Origin of the sequence: Pararhizobium sp., assembly GCF_965279435.1 — a bacterium.
In the GTDB taxonomy this organism is placed as follows: Bacteria; Pseudomonadota; Alphaproteobacteria; order Rhizobiales; family Rhizobiaceae; genus Pararhizobium.
Window position 1 is genome coordinate 1688529 of record NZ_CBDIHY010000003.1, and the last position, 14717, is coordinate 1703245.

Below are 14717 nucleotides of genomic sequence, written 5' to 3' on the forward strand. Positions count from 1 at the left end.
GGCGAGATGCCGCAAGGCCTGAGCGTTGCTTTACCACGTCATCCCCAGCCCGTGCGGCTTAAAGAGCAGCGAGCAAGCGCGCGCGTGTCGGCTCATCGACAAAGGCGGCCTCGATCGCCGTGCGTGTCATGCCGTTGATCTGCTCATCGGAGAAACCCATTACCTGCGAAGCGATCTCGTATTCCTGCTTCAGCGACGTATGAAAGAACGGCGGATCGTCCGAATTCAGCGTCACCCGGCAGCCGGCCTCATGAAGCGCACGTAGCGGATGCGAGGCAAAGTCCGGAAAGACCTGCAGGGACACGTTGGAGCCTGGGCACGTTTCGAGCACAACGCCTTCATCGGCGATCCGCTTGACGAGATCGGCGTCCTCGATGGCACGCACACCGTGGCTGATGCGTGACGGCCGCACGTGATCGAGCGCAGCGCGGACGCTGAAGGCACCGGCCATCTCACCGGCATGGATGGTCAGGCCCAGCCCGCAATCCCGGGCGATATCGAAGGCACGGGAGAAGTCGGCGACCGTATGCATGCGCTCGTCGCCGGCAAGGTTGAAGCCGGTGACCAGCGGATGTTCACGCTTGGCCGCATAGAGCGCCGTCCGCTCCGCCGCTTCCGGACCCATATGCCGGATGATGGTGATGATCATCCGGCCTTCGATGCCGGTCTTTTCCTTGGCTGCGCCAATACCGGCGGCAAGGCCGCGAATATAGGCGTCGCTGCCGCTGCCGATCGTATTGCCGTGATCAGGGGAAACGATGATCTCGCTGTAGATCGCGCCAGCTGCTGCCAGCTCCGTCAGATAGGTCTCGGCCAGAAGCGCATAGTCTTCTTCTGTCCGGAAAAGCTCGGCAACGGCGTCATAGCATTTCAGGAATTCGCTGAAATTTGCCCAGACATACGCCCCGTCCTTGATGATGCCGCCGATATCGACATTATATTTCTTGGCCATGATCAGGGCGAGCGCCGGTTGCGCCGCACCCTCAATGTGGCAATGCAGCTCGGCCTTTTTCAGATATGCGGTCACAGAAAACTTCTCCCATGGAGGCCCGGTGGAAGGCCCAGATGTTTGGCAATCGTCTCGCCGATCCAGGCAAAGCTTGGCAGCACGCCGATCGAACGGGTGCGGATGTCGGGACCGAAGACGAGGATCGGGACGCGTTCACGGGTATGGTCGGTGCCGCGCCAGGTCGGATCGCAGCCATGGTCGGCCGTCAGGATGACGATGTCGCCGGGTTTCAGCTTGCGGTCCAGATCAGGCAGCCGCTGGTCGAAGGCCTCAAGGGCGGCAGCATAACCCGGCACGTCGCGGCGATGACCGTAGAGCATGTCGAAATCGACAAAATTGGTGAAAACAAGATCACCGTCTTCGGCTTCGTCCATGGCTTTCAGCGTCGCCTCGAACAGCTCCATATTGCCATTCGCTTTGATCATCCGGCCGATGCCCTGATGGGCGAAGATGTCGGCGATCTTGCCGACAGCGTGCACGGTGCGCCCCGCCTCCGTCAGCCTGTCGAGAAGCGTCGGTTCCGGCGGCAGCACGGAATAGTCGCGTCGGTTTCCGGTGCGCACGAAATCCTTGGGCGTCGCGCCGACGAAGGGCCGGGCAATGACGCGGCCGATATTGTAGTCGTCGAGCAGCCGTCGGACCGTCTGGCAGAATTCGAGCAGCCGCTCGAGACCGAAGGACTGTTCGTGTGCAGCGATCTGGAAAACCGAGTCCGACGACGTGTAGCAGATCGGCTTGCCTGTCCGCATGTGCTCTTCGCCATATTGGGCGATGATATCGGTGCCCGAGGCATGGCAATTGCCAAGAATACCAGGCACTTCGCCTTCACGGCAGATCGATTCGATCAGTTCGGCCGGGAAGGCGTCGCCTTCTGCAGGGAAATAGCCCCAATCGAAAGTGACGGGCGTTCCGGCGATTTCCCAGTGGCCTGACGGTGTGTCCTTGCCGCGCGAGACTTCGCTTGCAGCGCCGTAAAGCCCGAACACGCGCTCCGGCAGAGACATGCCCGCAGGCAGGCGTTTATTGGCAAGTTTTGCAGCATGCAGCAGACCGAGTGCCGACATGTTGGGAAGCATCAGCGGTCCATCCCGCAGCCCCGCCCTGTCGCCAGCTCCGGCAGCGCAGAATTCGGCAATATGGCCAAGTGTATCGGCGCCATCATCGCCAAATTCGGTCGCGTCCGGCGCGCCGCCGATGCCGAAGGAATCAAGAACGAACAGAAAGGCACGCGCCATGAACCACCCAGAACAACTAAAACTCTTTATCCAACGCAGTCCCAGCGAAGGCGAAAGTGCGCAGAATTACTCTGACGGCGTGCATATTGCAAATGGTTGTGAGATTTCTGTTAAGCCGTGGCAGTGACCTTCTTATTTGAAGGTTGGGCAGTCACTGCATTTTATTTCGCTGCCAATGCGCTGGCGGAAATAGGAGGTGTTGGAAATGTTGATGCTATTCACCGTGCTTTTGGAGAGCCCCGGCGCAAAGAGCAGTATTTCGTGCGGAACAACCAGCTCCGATCGCACAATGAAGGTGTTCACGGCAGAAATATCGCTCGGCATTTTAACGCTTGATCCAGCTTGATAGGGCGCAGTGCCAGCCTGATCATACGACCAGGATACGACGCCGACGCCTGGGCCGGTCATCTTGATGCCGGTCATTTTCAGTGTGTATCCTTGGTCATTCAACTCGAATGGTGACATGACGCTTTTTGCAACGGCTTTCATCCCGTCGAGACTGGCTTTATCGACGTTTCCCATCTGTGTCAGCACATCTGCGACCGTGCTAGACGCGCGCGATACTTTCCGGGACACGTTGAAGCCGACCGAGATTTCAAAACAGCCGATATAGGTCATGATCAGCAAGGGAGCGATGATGGCAAACTCGATTGCGCCCGTGCCTTTCCGGTCACGCCAAAAAGCGCTGAAAGTGTCCAGTTTCAAGGAGAGCAACGCTTTATGATATCGCATAGCCTTCATGGCTTGTTCCTCAGTAGCTTTCGGTGCGGAAGGCGGCCGTTGCCACCATCAAATAGTCTTTCGGCATGCTGCTACCGGCAGGACGTAAATTGGTGATGTAGGGGCGCACGAGATCGGTGATGACTTCCCAGCGATAGTAGGCGCGCACGATGGTGATCGTCGTCGGCCCGCCTGGGGCAAACGCAAAGCCGCTCGTGTCAAGATCACCATTCTTCCGCGGCAGAGTGCTTGGAATTTTGGAGAAATCCGCAAAGCTTCGTACATCGATAAACAGTTTCGATGGCGTTTTGGCTTCGGTTGCAGAGCAAGTCATAAGAACTGAAATCTCGGCGCAAAAGGCTTTGCGGAAGTCTTCCTGGGACGTCGATGAGGTGATCTCGCCGGTTCGCACCTTGCGGGCCATCGTCTCCGTGGCGTTGGCGAGAAGTTGCTCTCCCGTGAATGCCGCAAAGGTTTCGAGCGAGGCGAAAATGACCACCATGAACGGCAGGGCGAGAAGCGCAAATTCAATTGCCGATGTGCCGGATTTGTCTTTGAACAGACGCCGGAGCAGGCCTCGATTGCGTTTATTCTGCGCAGGCTCGTCAACCTGACCGCCCGTCACATCTTCATTATGTGTGTTGAACATTTCGCCATCCGCAATGCGCCCTAGGATGAGGCATATTAGGAAGCGACTGTTGATATTTCGTATGCAATGACGACAATAATTTGAATGGAAACACTTACCAGATGATAAGGATTGGCGGCCAGATTTGGCCCCCTATCGTGAGGTCTACATCTGTATCTCTGGTGCTCATCGTGTCCGCGCGCATTGCGCGGTGACGCGGCTCTTCAGTTTGCAATAGTCGTCTTTTGCGTTGCATGCTCTTCGCAGTTGGGTGTGCAGGACAATACGGAGCGGACTGTCTGGCGAAACACACGCACGGTATTTCCTTCGTCGATTGAGACCAGAATGCGTTCGTCGACGATGGCATTTCCGTCAATATCGAGAATGACAAGGTTCGTCGTTCCGAAAGAGCGCCCTGTCAGCACGATGGTCTTTGCATCGGCAACCGTGGCATCGGCGACGTCAGAATTGCCGATGATGACCTTGCTGACCGGCCGGTCGAGTTTGAGCACGCGCGCCTGGTTCATGAAGACGTTCAGCATTTCATCGGCAGCACGGGCCGGAGACGCGGAAAACGAACCGATGGAAACCAGAATTGCGAAGGCCGCAGTCAGCAACCGGACGCCGATGGCTGTGATTTGCAAATTCATGGCTGTTTCCTGATGATGCGATACTCATAGCATCCACTGTTTTGGTGAATGAAGCGTTAAATCGCTGCGATCGCCAACGCTTAAAGGCGTTCGCTATGCCTGTATCGCGGACTCTAAAGAACGATCGCAAAAATATGGCATTTTATACTTTACGTTGTTGAGTTTTTAACCATGGAAAACCGGGGTCAACTGTTAACGCGCCGGTAACTCTTTTCCTTAAGCGAATTGAAATTCACGTTCTGTAGGTTCTGGCCATCCGATCAACGGAAACAGTTGGCGGAAGTGCTGAACAAACAAGTGAAGTAGGAGAGATACCATGACCAAGATTTTTGCACGTTTCATGAAGGATGAGTCTGGCGCGACCGCTATCGAGTACGGCCTGATCGCCGCCCTGATCTCCGTAGCCCTCATCACCGGTGCCACGGCGCTCGGCACCAAGATCAACGGCCAGTTCACCGCTCTAAGCACCAAGATGACGCTGGCTCCTTAATATAGAATTTGCCGCATATTGATCAAAGGCTGCCTCTGGTGACAGGGCAGCCTTTGTCAATTCAGTGGATGTACGGTTCAATACGAAAAATATCGGTTCAAGGTGCTTTAGGCCGGTCGGTATTCGGTAACGAAAGTTCGATAAACTTCCCCAGTCACACACGAATTAATGGAAGACGTCATGACTGAAGCAGCTATTTTTGTGATTTTCCCGTTGTGTCTGGCCTTTGCCGCATTCTCCGATCTGTTCACGATGACGATCCCAAATCGCATCTCAGCCATACTGCTGGGTTCTTTCCTGATTGTCGCACCTTTCGCGGGTTTAAACTTCGCGTCAATTGGTATGCACATTATTGCCGGTCTAGTTGTATTCACGGCATGCTTCACTCTTTTTGCATTCAATATTATGGGCGGGGGCGATGCCAAACTCTTGACTGCGAGTGCTGTCTGGTTCGGATTTAACAGTTCCCTAATAGAATTCATCACCTGGGTGTCGATCTTTGGCGGAGTGCTAACTCTTGCCATTCTGGTTATGCGCAAGCAGGAAGACGCGATCCTGATGTATGGGCTCCCGGTTCCGCAGCTTCTGCTGACCGCAACGAAGGTCCCGTACGGCATCGCAATCGGCTTTGGTGCGTTCTTTGCTTATCCGTCGTCGCCTCTTATGCAGGTTGCGCTGGGGCAGATGCGTTAATATCTTCGGATCGTTGTGAGCCAGTCGCTCATAAGACGAGGCTTCGCTGTCGTGTTGCACGAGCGCATTTGAAGAGCATTGTTTATTAACCACGAATGTAAGTGGTCCGTTAACTATAATTACACCAATTCCTGATCAATCTGCAGCGAGCATATTCTCGGGCTGCAGGGAAAGATCATGAAACCGGTGCGCGTTATTATTCTGGCAGTGGCTGTTGCATCGGCAGGGCTGGCAGGATTCCTGGCACTTAAGCTGACGAGTGGCAGAACCGTCACCAGCACAGCCGAGCCGGTGATCGAACGCGAACCGACCGTCAACGTTCTGGTCGCCAGCAAGAGCCTGCCGGTGGGGTCGAGACTTGATCCGGATGCCGTGCACTGGATCTCCTGGCCCAAGGACGGTGTCGTCGAAGGCCTGATTACTGAAGATCTCCGTCCGAACGCAGTCGCCGATCTTCAGGGCGTCGTCGTCCGCCTGCCGATTTTTAATGGCGAACCGGTGCGTCAAGAAAAGATGGCTGATTCGTCGAGCCGGATCATGTCGTCGCTTTTGCCAGCCGGCAAGCGTGCGGTCGCTACCGAAATTACCGTTGCGACCGGCGCCGGCGGTTTTATCCTGCCGAACGACCGCGTCGATGTCATCATGGTCCGCAAGAACCAGGATAATTTCCTGACGGAAACCGTGCTCAGCAATGTCCGCGTGCTCGCCATCGACCAGCAGGTTGAGGAAAAGGAAGACGGGTCCAAGTCCGTGGTCGGTACGACTGCAACACTGGAACTGACCCCGGACCAGTCGAAGGTTATGACGGTGGCCCAGCAGATGGCGGAACGCCTGTCGCTGGTGCTGCGCAGCATCGCCGACGCGCAGGAGCCGGATACGATCGGGGCCGACTATCTGTTGAGTGGCGAGGGGCGGCCATCCATTCAGGTCATCAAATCGGGCTCTATCGTCAAGAGCGACGAAAGCTCATCCATGGGGCAGGCGAAATGATGCGGGAGCGGAACGTGAAGCGGATCGAAAATAAATTTCGGAGCTCTGTCGCAGGCGGACTGGCTTTTTGCCTCGCTTTTTCGGGCTTGCCGGCCGGGACTTTTGTCGCTGAGGCGGCTTCACAGTCGCTGGTGCGCATCGTCGATAGCGGACCAGGCGTCAAGAAGACCATCAAGATAGGGCTGAACAAGGCGGTGGTTGTCGATCTGCCGAGGGACGCGCATGACATACTTGTTGCAGATCCAGGATTGGCGGATGCTGTCACACGAACCTCCCGCCGTATCTATCTTTTCGGAAAAGCGGTCGGCCAAACCAATATATTTGTGTTCGGTCCGGGCGGCGAGGAAATCGTCAGCCTCGACTTGGAGATTGAACGCGATATTTCCGGCTTGGAAGCCAATCTCAGGCGTTTTCTGCCCGATTCCGATATCAAGGTTGAAATCATCTCTGACAACATCGTCCTAACAGGCACTGTTCGCACACCGTTGGACTCGACCCGGGTAGAGGAGCTTGCGCAGGCCTTTATCAAGGGTGGTGAGGCGACAACACGCAATATCACCGCCCAGGGCAACAACGGTGACGCGGACATCTTTGCCGAGCGCCGTCAGGTTTCGCAGATCGTCAATCTTCTCCGGATCGATGGTGAAGACCAGGTGATGCTCAAGGTGACGGTGGCCGAAGTCTCGCGCCAGGTGCTCAAGCAGCTTGGCTTTAGCGGCTCGATCAAGAGTTCGACCAGCGGAAACGGCATCACCTTCCGCAACCCGTCAAACCTCGGCAACGCGGTCAACGCGTTTGCATCCCAGATCAGTGGCGCCATCGGGTCGGGTTCCATGGGCTTCAGCAGCTATTTCAACGCGATGGAGCAGGCCGGCGTCATGCGTACTCTGGCCGAACCCAGCCTGACGGCAATTTCCGGAAAAAAGGCCAGCTTCTCCGTCGGTGGCGAATATCGACTGCCATCCGAGCAGGAAGTTGACGAAAAGGGTGCGCTGAAGAGAACCGTGGAAACCGTTGAATATGGTATCGGGCTGGATTTCACACCTGTCGTTCTGGGGCCGGGCCGCATCAGTCTGGAAATTTCAACTGAGGTTTCTGAACCAACGTTCGAGGGGTCGGTCGTAAACGCAAATGCGATCAATATTCCTGGCCAGACCTACATGTCGATCCGCCGCCGCAAGGCATCGACCAGCGTCGAGCTTCCGTCCGGCGGCTCCATCGTGATCGGTGGTCTTGTGCAGGACGATATCCGCCAGGCTATGTCGGGTCTTCCCGGTGCCTCGAAAATCCCGATTTTCGGCACGCTGTTCCGCTCGAAGGATTTCATTCGCAACGAGACCGAACTGGTCATCATCGCGACGCCTTACCTGGTTCAGCCGGTCGCGCGTAGCGCCCTGTCGCGTCCGGATGACAATTTCAATCCGACCGATGACCTGTCCAGCGCATTCCTCGGTGAAGTCAATCGCATCTACGGCACCCGTCAGGCCGCCCCCACCGGGCAGTATCACGGCAATGTCGGCTTCATTTACAAGTAGGCGGGAGCGGACATGACAACGACCATCATCCTGAACCGCGATATGAAAAGGCACATGCTCATGCGGCCAAATACTTTTGCAGGCCCGGTCCGTCTCGCACGCCTGCTGGCGATTGGCGTTTTGCTCGTTGCCGGGACAAGCCTTTCCGGCTGCGCCAACCGGGACAACATGTCCACGGGAGCTCTGCCCGACGATTACCGGACACGTCACCCGATCGTGATCGCCGAAGCGGAACACACGATCGATGTGCCAGTCGGTTCCAGTGACAGGCACCTGACCAAAGGCGCGCGCGACGTCATTCGTGGCTTCGCGCAGGGCTATACCAATTCCGCGACGGGTACGGTGCAGATTATGCTGCCGCGCGGGTCTGCCAACGCCGAGTCTGTCTCATCATTGCGCAAGGAAATCCGAGGTGTCCTCGTCGGGGGAGGGATACCGGCAAGCCGGTTGATCGAGGTCAGTTATCAGGCCGATCCCTATGGCGACGCAGCGCCGGTGCGGCTGAGCTATACGGCGATTACTGCCAAGACCGCCCCTTGCGGCAACTGGCCAAAAGATCTGGTCGCCAACACAGTCCAGAACAAGAATTACGAGAACTTCGGCTGCTCGAGCCAGGCTAACCTTGCGGCACAGATTGCCAATCCGCTGGATCTGCTCGGCCCGCGCGCCATGTCGCCGATCGATGCCGTTCAGCGCGGCAAGGTGATCAGCGACTACCGCGGAATAGACTCCGGCAGCGGCGAGCCTGGCCCCACAATCAACTTCAACTGACACATCTGAGCGGTTTGAAGGGATAGCACCATGAGCACGATTGACTACAAGATTGAGACCGCATCGGGTGAACCGGATGCCTTTTCCGATGCCGCTCGCCCGAGCGAAGTCGACCATCTGCGGCCGCTTCCGCGGATATCCGTCCATGCCTTCTGCGAGACGGAGGCTTTGCAGCGGGTGATGGAGCGGTGTGGTCAGGACCGCCGAATGAGCAAGGTCACGTTCAGGATCAACAGCGGTTCGATCACTGCTGCTGCGAACATGTTCTCTACGACACCGACGCCCAATCTGATCATTATTGAAACGGCAACGGAACCACGTCTGCTGATGCAGGAACTGGCGCCGCTAGCGGCCGTCTGCGATCCCAGCACCAAGGTCATCATCATCGGCCGTTACAACGATATCCCGCTCTATCGCGACCTGATCCGCAACGGCATCTCCGAATACATCGTTTCGCCGGTCGCCATGTCCGACGTGCTTGGCGCAATTTCGGCGATCTTCGTCGATCCGGATGCCGAACCGCTGGGGCGCAGCATCGCCTTCATCGGTGCCAAGGGTGGTGTCGGTTCTTCGACGCTGGCGCATAATTGCGCCTGGGGCATCTCCAACCTGTTTTCAACCGAAGTGGTGCTGGCCGATCTCGATCTCCCCTATGGCACCGCCAACATCAATTTCGATCAGGACCCGCCGCAGGGCATTTCCGAGGCGGTTTTTTCCCCGGAGCGGCTCGATGAAGTGTTCCTTGACCGGCTTTTGACGAAATGTTCCGAGCGCCTGTCGCTGCTCGCTGCGCCGTCGATGCTGGATCGGCCCTATGACTTCGATGCGACGGCCTTCCAGCCATTGATGGAAATCCTACTGCGCAACGCCCCAGTTTCGGTACTCGATGTGCCACACCAATGGTCCGACTGGACCCGGACGGTGCTGGCTGAGGCGGATGAGGTTGTGATCACCGCCGTGCCCGATCTGGCCAACCTGCGCAATGCCAAGAACCTGTTTGATTCACTGAAGAAGATCCGGCCGAACGACAAGACGCCGCATCTGGTGCTCAATCAGGTTGGCTTGCCGAAACGGCCTGAAATATCGCCCGGTGATTTCTGCGATTCCCTCGAGATCGAGCCCGTCGCCATTATCCCGTTCGACGTGGTCCTGTTCGGGAATGCCGCCAACAGCGGCCGAATGATTGCCGAGATCGACAAGAAAGCGCCGACGGCCGAAACCTTCTCGCAGCTGGCTCATCTCCTGACCGGCCGGGCAACAGCCAAAAAAGCCAAAAATGGCGGTCTTGGCAAAATTCTCGGGATACTTGGCCGCAAGTAACTGATAGTCAAACGAAACCGGATTGAGCGCATGTTTGGTAAACGAGGAAACGACGGCTTCGGAAAGGGTGGGTCCATCAGTTCCGCCATGCAACCGGCTGCGTCCGTGGCGGTTGCCGAGCGCCCAAGCGCGCCGGTGCTTGCCGAGCCCGTTCGCGAGACGATCCCTGTTACCCGCGCACAGCCATCTCCACTGCCAGTTCGCAAGAAGACCGCCCGCACCGAAGACTATTATGATACCAAATCCCAGGTCTTCTCGGCGCTGATCGATACCATCGATCTGTCGCAACTCGCCAAGCTCGACAATGAGAGCGCACGCGAAGAAATTCGCGATATCGTCAATGACATCATCACGATCAAGAATTTTGCGATGTCGATCTCCGAGCAGGAAGAACTGCTCGAGGATATCTGCAACGACGTTCTCGGCTATGGTCCATTGGAGCCGCTTCTGGCGCGCGACGACATCGCCGATATCATGGTCAATGGTGCAGGTCAGACCTTCATCGAAGTGAACGGCAAGACAATCGAATCCGAAGTGCGGTTTCGCGACAATGCGCAGCTTCTATCGATCTGCCAGCGTATCGTTTCCCAGGTCGGCCGCCGCGTCGATGAATCCTCACCGATCTGCGACGCCCGACTTCCAGATGGTTCCCGTGTCAACGTCATTGCTCCGCCGCTCGCCATTGATGGCACGGCACTGACTATTCGTAAGTTCAAGAAAGACAAGCTGAAGCTTGACCAGTTGGTCAAGTTCGGTGCCATCACGCCGGAAGGTGCTGTCCTTCTCCAGATTATCGGCCGCGTCCGCTGCAATATCGTTATCTCAGGCGGTACCGGTTCCGGCAAGACGACACTCCTGAATTGCCTGACCGGGTATATCGATCTGGAAGAACGCGTTATTACATGCGAGGACACGGCTGAATTGCAGCTGCAGCAACCGCATGTGGTTCGCCTTGAAACCCGTCCGCCGAATATTGAAGGCGAGGGCGAAATCACCATGCGGGACCTTATCAAGAACTGCCTGCGTATGAGGCCCGAACGCATCATCGTCGGCGAAGTCCGCGGACCGGAAGTCTTCGACCTGTTGCAGGCGATGAACACCGGTCACGATGGATCGATGGGAACCATCCACGCAAACACACCGCGCGAATGCCTGAGCCGTATGGAATCGATGATCGCCATGGGCGGCTTCACGCTTCCGGCAAAGACCGTACGTGAAATCATCGCCGGTTCCATCGATGTCATTATCCAGGCCGCCCGCCTGCGCGACGGCTCGCGCCGTATCACCCACATTACCGAGGTGATCGGCATGGAAGGTGACGTGATCATCACGCAGGACCTGATGCGCTACGAGCTGGAAGGCGAAGACGCCAACGGCAAGATCATCGGCCGGCACAAGTCGACAGGTATTGGCCGTCCGCACTTTTGGGATCGGGCCCGCTACTTTAACGAAGATAAACGGCTGGCTGCGACGCTCGATTCGATGGAAAAGGACTGAGGGCCTTCATGTTCGGAATAGACATCACCATTCTGGCGATCGTTGGTCTCGTCGCGCTTTCGACGGCGGGGCTCGCCTATGGCATTCTGTTCACACGCATTGAAACTGAAAAGAGGGCCGAAAGCCGCGTCCGCAAGGTCAAATCCGCCGAAACCGACAGGGTACAGGTCAAGGCTGCCCGCGACCGCGTGAACGAGATGTCGAAACGGCGAAAGTCCGTTCAGGATTCGTTGAAGGATCTTGAGAAAAAGCAGCAGGAGAAATCGGCCAAGGCAAAGCCGAGCATGAAGGTCAGACTGATCCAGGCCGGCTTCAAGATTTCGATCTCGCAGTTTTATATCGCCAGTGTGGTGTTCGGTGGTGCGGCTAGCTTTCTGGCACTGATTGCGGGGATGGGTCTGCCGGTCATCGCAGGGATTTTTCTGGTTGCCAGCGCCGGCTTGCCGCGCTGGTTTATCAGTTTCATGATCAAACGGCGCGCCAAGGCGTTTCTTAGCGAATTTCCCAATGCACTCGACATCATGGTACGTTCGATCAAGTCCGGCCTGCCGCTCAATGATGCCATCCGGTTGATTGCCAGCGATGGCATGGAGCCAGTCAAGACTGAGTTCAAGCGCATCATCGAGGCGCAACAGGTCGGCCTGAATATTCCTGAAGCCTGCGCGCGCATGATCAACACCATTCCGCTGCCGGAGGTTAACTTCTTCGCCATTGTCATCGCCATTCAGGCGCAGGCTGGTGGCAATCTTTCCGAAGCGCTCGGCAACCTTTCCAAGGTACTGCGTGAGCGCAAGAAGATGAAGGCCAAGGTCCAGGCGCTATCAATGGAGGCCAAAGCTTCGGCCTGTATCATCGGCGCGCTGCCGTTCATCGTCGCGTTCTTGGTCTACACGACGTCGCCGGACTACATGATGATCCTGTTCACCGATCCGCGTGGCCACCTCATTATGGGCGCTTCGGCGGTGTGGATGAGCATCGGCATCTGGGTCATGCGCAACATGATCAATTTCGACATTTAGGAAAGGGTCCGGCATGAGCGAGGGCATGATCAGTAACCTGACAAATCCGAACGTCATCGTTACCTTCCTGGTGGCAGTGGCCGTTCTGGCTACCTTCTATTCGCTAGCAGTCCCCTTCTTGGAGCGGGGGAATCTGGGAAAACGGATGAAGTCAGTTGCCACGGAGCGAGACGTCATCCGGGCACGCGAGCGCGTCCGCTTGAATGCCGAGATCAGTGGTGGCAAGGCAGCATCGCTGCGGTCCCAGAACAATACGTCGGTCCGCCAACTCGTTGAGCGTTTAAACCTGCGCAAGGCACTTGTCGACGACAATACCGTCAATCGGTTGAAGTCGGCCGGCTATCGGTCTCAAAACGCACTCAACATGTTTCTGGTCGCCCGCTTTTGCCTGCCCTTCCTGTTTCTTGCTGTCGGCGCCTTCTATATTTTCTTTCTGGGTTACCTCGCCGAAAAACCATTCATGATGCGGGTTCTGGCGGTCATCGCCAGTGCTTATGTCGGTTTTTATGCGCCGAACATTTTCATCTCCAACGCCGTATCCAAGCGTCAGCAGTCGATCCGCAGGGCGTGGCCGAATGCGCTCGACCTTCTGCTGATCTGCGTGGAATCCGGCGTTTCGATGGAGCTCGCCATGCGGCGGGTGGCCGATGAAATTGCTGAACAATCAGCGCCGCTCGCGGAAGAACTGGTTCTGACTACTGCAGAACTGTCGTTTCTGCCAGACCGGCGCATCGCGCTGGAAAATCTCGGTATCCGGACGGGGCTCGACGATGTGAAATCAGTGGTCCAGGCCCTGATCCAGGCGGATCGCTACGGCACGCCCATCGCTCAGGCCCTGCGTGTGCTTGCCCAGGAAAGCCGGGACCAGCGGATGAACGAGGCCGAAAAGAAGGCTGCGGCCCTGCCGCCCAAGCTCACCGTGCCGATGATCCTGTTCTTTCTACCCGTCCTGATCGCGGTCATCCTCGGCCCGGCCGGTATCCAGGTTTCCGACAAGTTCTGATCTGGTTTCCGTACAATCCAACAGCAAGGTCAGGATAGGGGATGCGCAATGCGCATCTTCCATCGATGGTATTCTGTATCGATTGGTTTTGAAGCAGCTGCACGCAGCACTCAAGCCGTTGGGCATACGAACGCGTGGCGGATGGCTGAACTGATCGCTGCGCATATTATTGCTGCGAAGCGGTTGTTGCCCCACTGAAGGTGCCATCCGGAGGGATCAGTTCGTGCCTTTGTCGTCCTTGGCAAGCTTCTGCCAGGCATTTTGCTGTGACATGATAGAGCGGAGATATTTGACATTGGCTTCGGCCTGGTCCGGCGAAAGCTCCTGGCGGGCAATCTGCTCGGCTTCGGGGAAGCGTCCCTGCAAGCCGACGGCAAGCGCCAGGTTCTGGCGCACACTGCTATCGGCACCGGGCTGGCTGACGGCTGATTTCAGATAGGTCTCCGCCGTCTTCAAATCCTTGTTCAGCAGATACGACATGCCGAGATTGGACAGGACAGTCGGTTCGTTCGGCTGGATGTCGAGAGCCTCGCGATATCGCTGGCGTGCTTCGCCGGCGCGGCCGAGTTGATCGAGGATCGCACCTTCGGCTGATTTCAGTTTCCAATCCGGGCGGTCGGGTGTCTGGGCGCGGGTGATGGTGCTCAGAGCCTGTTCCAGCTGGCCTGCAGCGGCCTGCGATTTTCCATAGGCGGCCAGAACTTCGCGGTCGGTCGGGAAATTGATCGCCACCTGCTGCATGACGGCCAGCGCCTGTTCGTTGCGGCCTGTCATGCGCAGCATGTTGGCATAGTTCAGGCCAGCGGCGCGATCCTTCGGGTTGCGCTCATAGGCCTTGCCAATGCTTTCCGCTGCTGCAGAGAGTTCGGTTGCGTTCATCGACTGGACGGGTTTGGAAAAATTGGCGGAGGGAATGGAGCCGGTCGTCAGCTCCTTCTTCTGCGTGCCGCAGCTGGCCAACGTCACCGCAAGGATCACCATCGCGGTGCCCTGCAGGAACCGGTTGCTCGAAAAAGACGTCCGTCCGTGTGAATTCATCACCAATGCCCCTAAGCATTTTCAAAGCACCGGACAAATCCCCAACATATCGGCGCAATCTTCACTCCAGCAATAATCTGTTAACCCTAACAGAGTGTTAATCGGGTGATTCTGCACCG

Annotated in this window: 16 protein-coding genes; 10 read left to right on the forward strand and 6 right to left on the reverse strand. The window is 56.9% G+C overall.

Translation table 11 applies throughout. The features are described 5' to 3' along the window. Positions 1-58: 58 nt before the first annotated feature. The 5 genes from ACQY8Q_RS13650 to ACQY8Q_RS13670 form a co-directional block, all read right to left on the reverse strand. A complete protein-coding gene (locus ACQY8Q_RS13650; RefSeq protein WP_428427064.1) occupies positions 59-1027 on the reverse strand; it encodes an adenosine deaminase in 969 nt (322 codons plus the stop codon). Then, positions 1024-2244 carry a phosphopentomutase gene (locus ACQY8Q_RS13655; protein ID WP_428427065.1) on the reverse strand — a complete coding sequence of 407 codons (1221 nt, stop codon included), beginning with the start codon at positions 2242-2244 and terminating at the stop codon, positions 1024-1026. Before ACQY8Q_RS13655 ends, ACQY8Q_RS13650 begins: the two co-directional genes overlap by 4 nt. Positions 2245-2376: 132 nt before the next feature. Then, entirely contained in the window at positions 2377-2976 is a 600-nt protein-coding gene (locus ACQY8Q_RS13660) for a TadE/TadG family type IV pilus assembly protein (protein WP_428429781.1), read from the reverse strand. Positions 2977-2995: 19 nt separating this feature from the next. After that, positions 2996-3613, reverse strand: a complete 618-nt coding sequence (locus tag ACQY8Q_RS13665) for a TadE/TadG family type IV pilus assembly protein (protein WP_428427066.1) — start codon at positions 3611-3613, stop codon at positions 2996-2998. Between the two features lie 203 nt (positions 3614-3816). Further along, on the reverse strand, positions 3817-4242 hold the full coding sequence (locus ACQY8Q_RS13670) for a pilus assembly protein N-terminal domain-containing protein (RefSeq protein WP_428427067.1): 426 nt from the start codon (positions 4240-4242) through the stop codon (positions 3817-3819). A 316-nt stretch (positions 4243-4558) separates the two neighbouring features. Between ACQY8Q_RS13670 and ACQY8Q_RS13675 the strand changes: the two genes are divergently transcribed. The 10 genes from ACQY8Q_RS13675 to ACQY8Q_RS13720 all read left to right on the forward strand — a co-directional run bounded on the left by ACQY8Q_RS13675 (position 4559) and on the right by ACQY8Q_RS13720 (position 13758). Next, a complete protein-coding gene (locus ACQY8Q_RS13675) occupies positions 4559-4732 on the forward strand; it encodes a Flp family type IVb pilin (protein ID WP_428427068.1) in 174 nt (57 codons plus the stop codon). Positions 4733-4912: 180 nt separating this feature from the next. Then, positions 4913-5425, forward strand: coding sequence for an A24 family peptidase (locus tag ACQY8Q_RS13680; protein WP_428427069.1), 513 nt, complete (start codon positions 4913-4915; stop codon positions 5423-5425). Between the two features lie 177 nt (positions 5426-5602). Continuing rightward, positions 5603-6415, forward strand: a complete 813-nt coding sequence (gene cpaB / locus ACQY8Q_RS13685; protein WP_428427070.1) for a Flp pilus assembly protein CpaB — start codon at positions 5603-5605, stop codon at positions 6413-6415. After that, on the forward strand, positions 6412-7950 hold the full coding sequence (locus tag ACQY8Q_RS13690; protein WP_428427071.1) for a type II and III secretion system protein family protein: 1539 nt from the start codon (positions 6412-6414) through the stop codon (positions 7948-7950). Before cpaB ends, ACQY8Q_RS13690 begins: the two co-directional genes overlap by 4 nt. Positions 7951-7962: 12 nt before the next feature. After that, positions 7963-8721, forward strand: coding sequence for a CpaD family pilus assembly protein (locus ACQY8Q_RS13695; protein ID WP_428427072.1), 759 nt, complete (start codon positions 7963-7965; stop codon positions 8719-8721). A 30-nt stretch (positions 8722-8751) separates the two neighbouring features. After that, positions 8752-10041: a CtpF protein gene (locus ACQY8Q_RS13700; protein ID WP_428427073.1), complete on the forward strand. Its 1290-nt coding sequence runs from the start codon at positions 8752-8754 to the stop codon at positions 10039-10041. A 30-nt stretch (positions 10042-10071) separates the two neighbouring features. After that, positions 10072-11538, forward strand: coding sequence for a CpaF family protein (locus tag ACQY8Q_RS13705; protein WP_428427074.1), 1467 nt, complete (start codon positions 10072-10074; stop codon positions 11536-11538). A gap of 8 nt (positions 11539-11546) precedes the next feature. Beyond that, on the forward strand, positions 11547-12557 hold the full coding sequence (locus ACQY8Q_RS13710) for a type II secretion system F family protein (RefSeq protein WP_428427075.1): 1011 nt from the start codon (positions 11547-11549) through the stop codon (positions 12555-12557). A 13-nt stretch (positions 12558-12570) separates the two neighbouring features. After that, a complete protein-coding gene (locus ACQY8Q_RS13715) occupies positions 12571-13560 on the forward strand; it encodes a type II secretion system F family protein (RefSeq protein WP_428427076.1) in 990 nt (329 codons plus the stop codon). A 48-nt stretch (positions 13561-13608) separates the two neighbouring features. Next, positions 13609-13758, forward strand: coding sequence for a hypothetical protein (locus ACQY8Q_RS13720; protein ID WP_428427077.1), 150 nt, complete (start codon positions 13609-13611; stop codon positions 13756-13758). Between the two features lie 18 nt (positions 13759-13776). Here ACQY8Q_RS13720 and ACQY8Q_RS13725 read toward each other — a convergent pair whose 3' ends face one another. Next, entirely contained in the window at positions 13777-14598 is an 822-nt protein-coding gene (locus tag ACQY8Q_RS13725; RefSeq protein WP_428427078.1) for a tetratricopeptide repeat protein, read from the reverse strand. Positions 14599-14717 lie beyond the last annotated feature (119 nt).

Coding starts and splice junctions, on each gene's coding strand:
- ACQY8Q_RS13655 (WP_428427065.1), bottom strand. CDS start 2,244: ATGGCGCGTGCCTTTCTGTTCGTTCTTGATTCCTTCGGCATCGGCGGC.
- ACQY8Q_RS13660 (WP_428429781.1), bottom strand. CDS start 2,976: ATGCGATATCATAAAGCGTTGCTCTCCTTGAAACTGGACACTTTCAGC.
- ACQY8Q_RS13665 (WP_428427066.1), bottom strand. CDS start 3,613: ATGTTCAACACACATAATGAAGATGTGACGGGCGGTCAGGTTGACGAG.
- ACQY8Q_RS13670 (WP_428427067.1), bottom strand. CDS start 4,242: ATGAATTTGCAAATCACAGCCATCGGCGTCCGGTTGCTGACTGCGGCC.
- ACQY8Q_RS13675 (WP_428427068.1), top strand. CDS start 4,559: ATGACCAAGATTTTTGCACGTTTCATGAAGGATGAGTCTGGCGCGACC.
- ACQY8Q_RS13680 (WP_428427069.1), top strand. CDS start 4,913: ATGACTGAAGCAGCTATTTTTGTGATTTTCCCGTTGTGTCTGGCCTTT.
- cpaB (WP_428427070.1), top strand. CDS start 5,603: ATGAAACCGGTGCGCGTTATTATTCTGGCAGTGGCTGTTGCATCGGCA.
- ACQY8Q_RS13690 (WP_428427071.1), top strand. CDS start 6,412: ATGATGCGGGAGCGGAACGTGAAGCGGATCGAAAATAAATTTCGGAGC.
- ACQY8Q_RS13695 (WP_428427072.1), top strand. CDS start 7,963: ATGACAACGACCATCATCCTGAACCGCGATATGAAAAGGCACATGCTC.
- ACQY8Q_RS13700 (WP_428427073.1), top strand. CDS start 8,752: ATGAGCACGATTGACTACAAGATTGAGACCGCATCGGGTGAACCGGAT.
- ACQY8Q_RS13705 (WP_428427074.1), top strand. CDS start 10,072: ATGTTTGGTAAACGAGGAAACGACGGCTTCGGAAAGGGTGGGTCCATC.
- ACQY8Q_RS13710 (WP_428427075.1), top strand. CDS start 11,547: ATGTTCGGAATAGACATCACCATTCTGGCGATCGTTGGTCTCGTCGCG.
- ACQY8Q_RS13715 (WP_428427076.1), top strand. CDS start 12,571: ATGAGCGAGGGCATGATCAGTAACCTGACAAATCCGAACGTCATCGTT.
- ACQY8Q_RS13720 (WP_428427077.1), top strand. CDS start 13,609: ATGCGCATCTTCCATCGATGGTATTCTGTATCGATTGGTTTTGAAGCA.
- ACQY8Q_RS13725 (WP_428427078.1), bottom strand. CDS start 14,598: ATGAATTCACACGGACGGACGTCTTTTTCGAGCAACCGGTTCCTGCAG.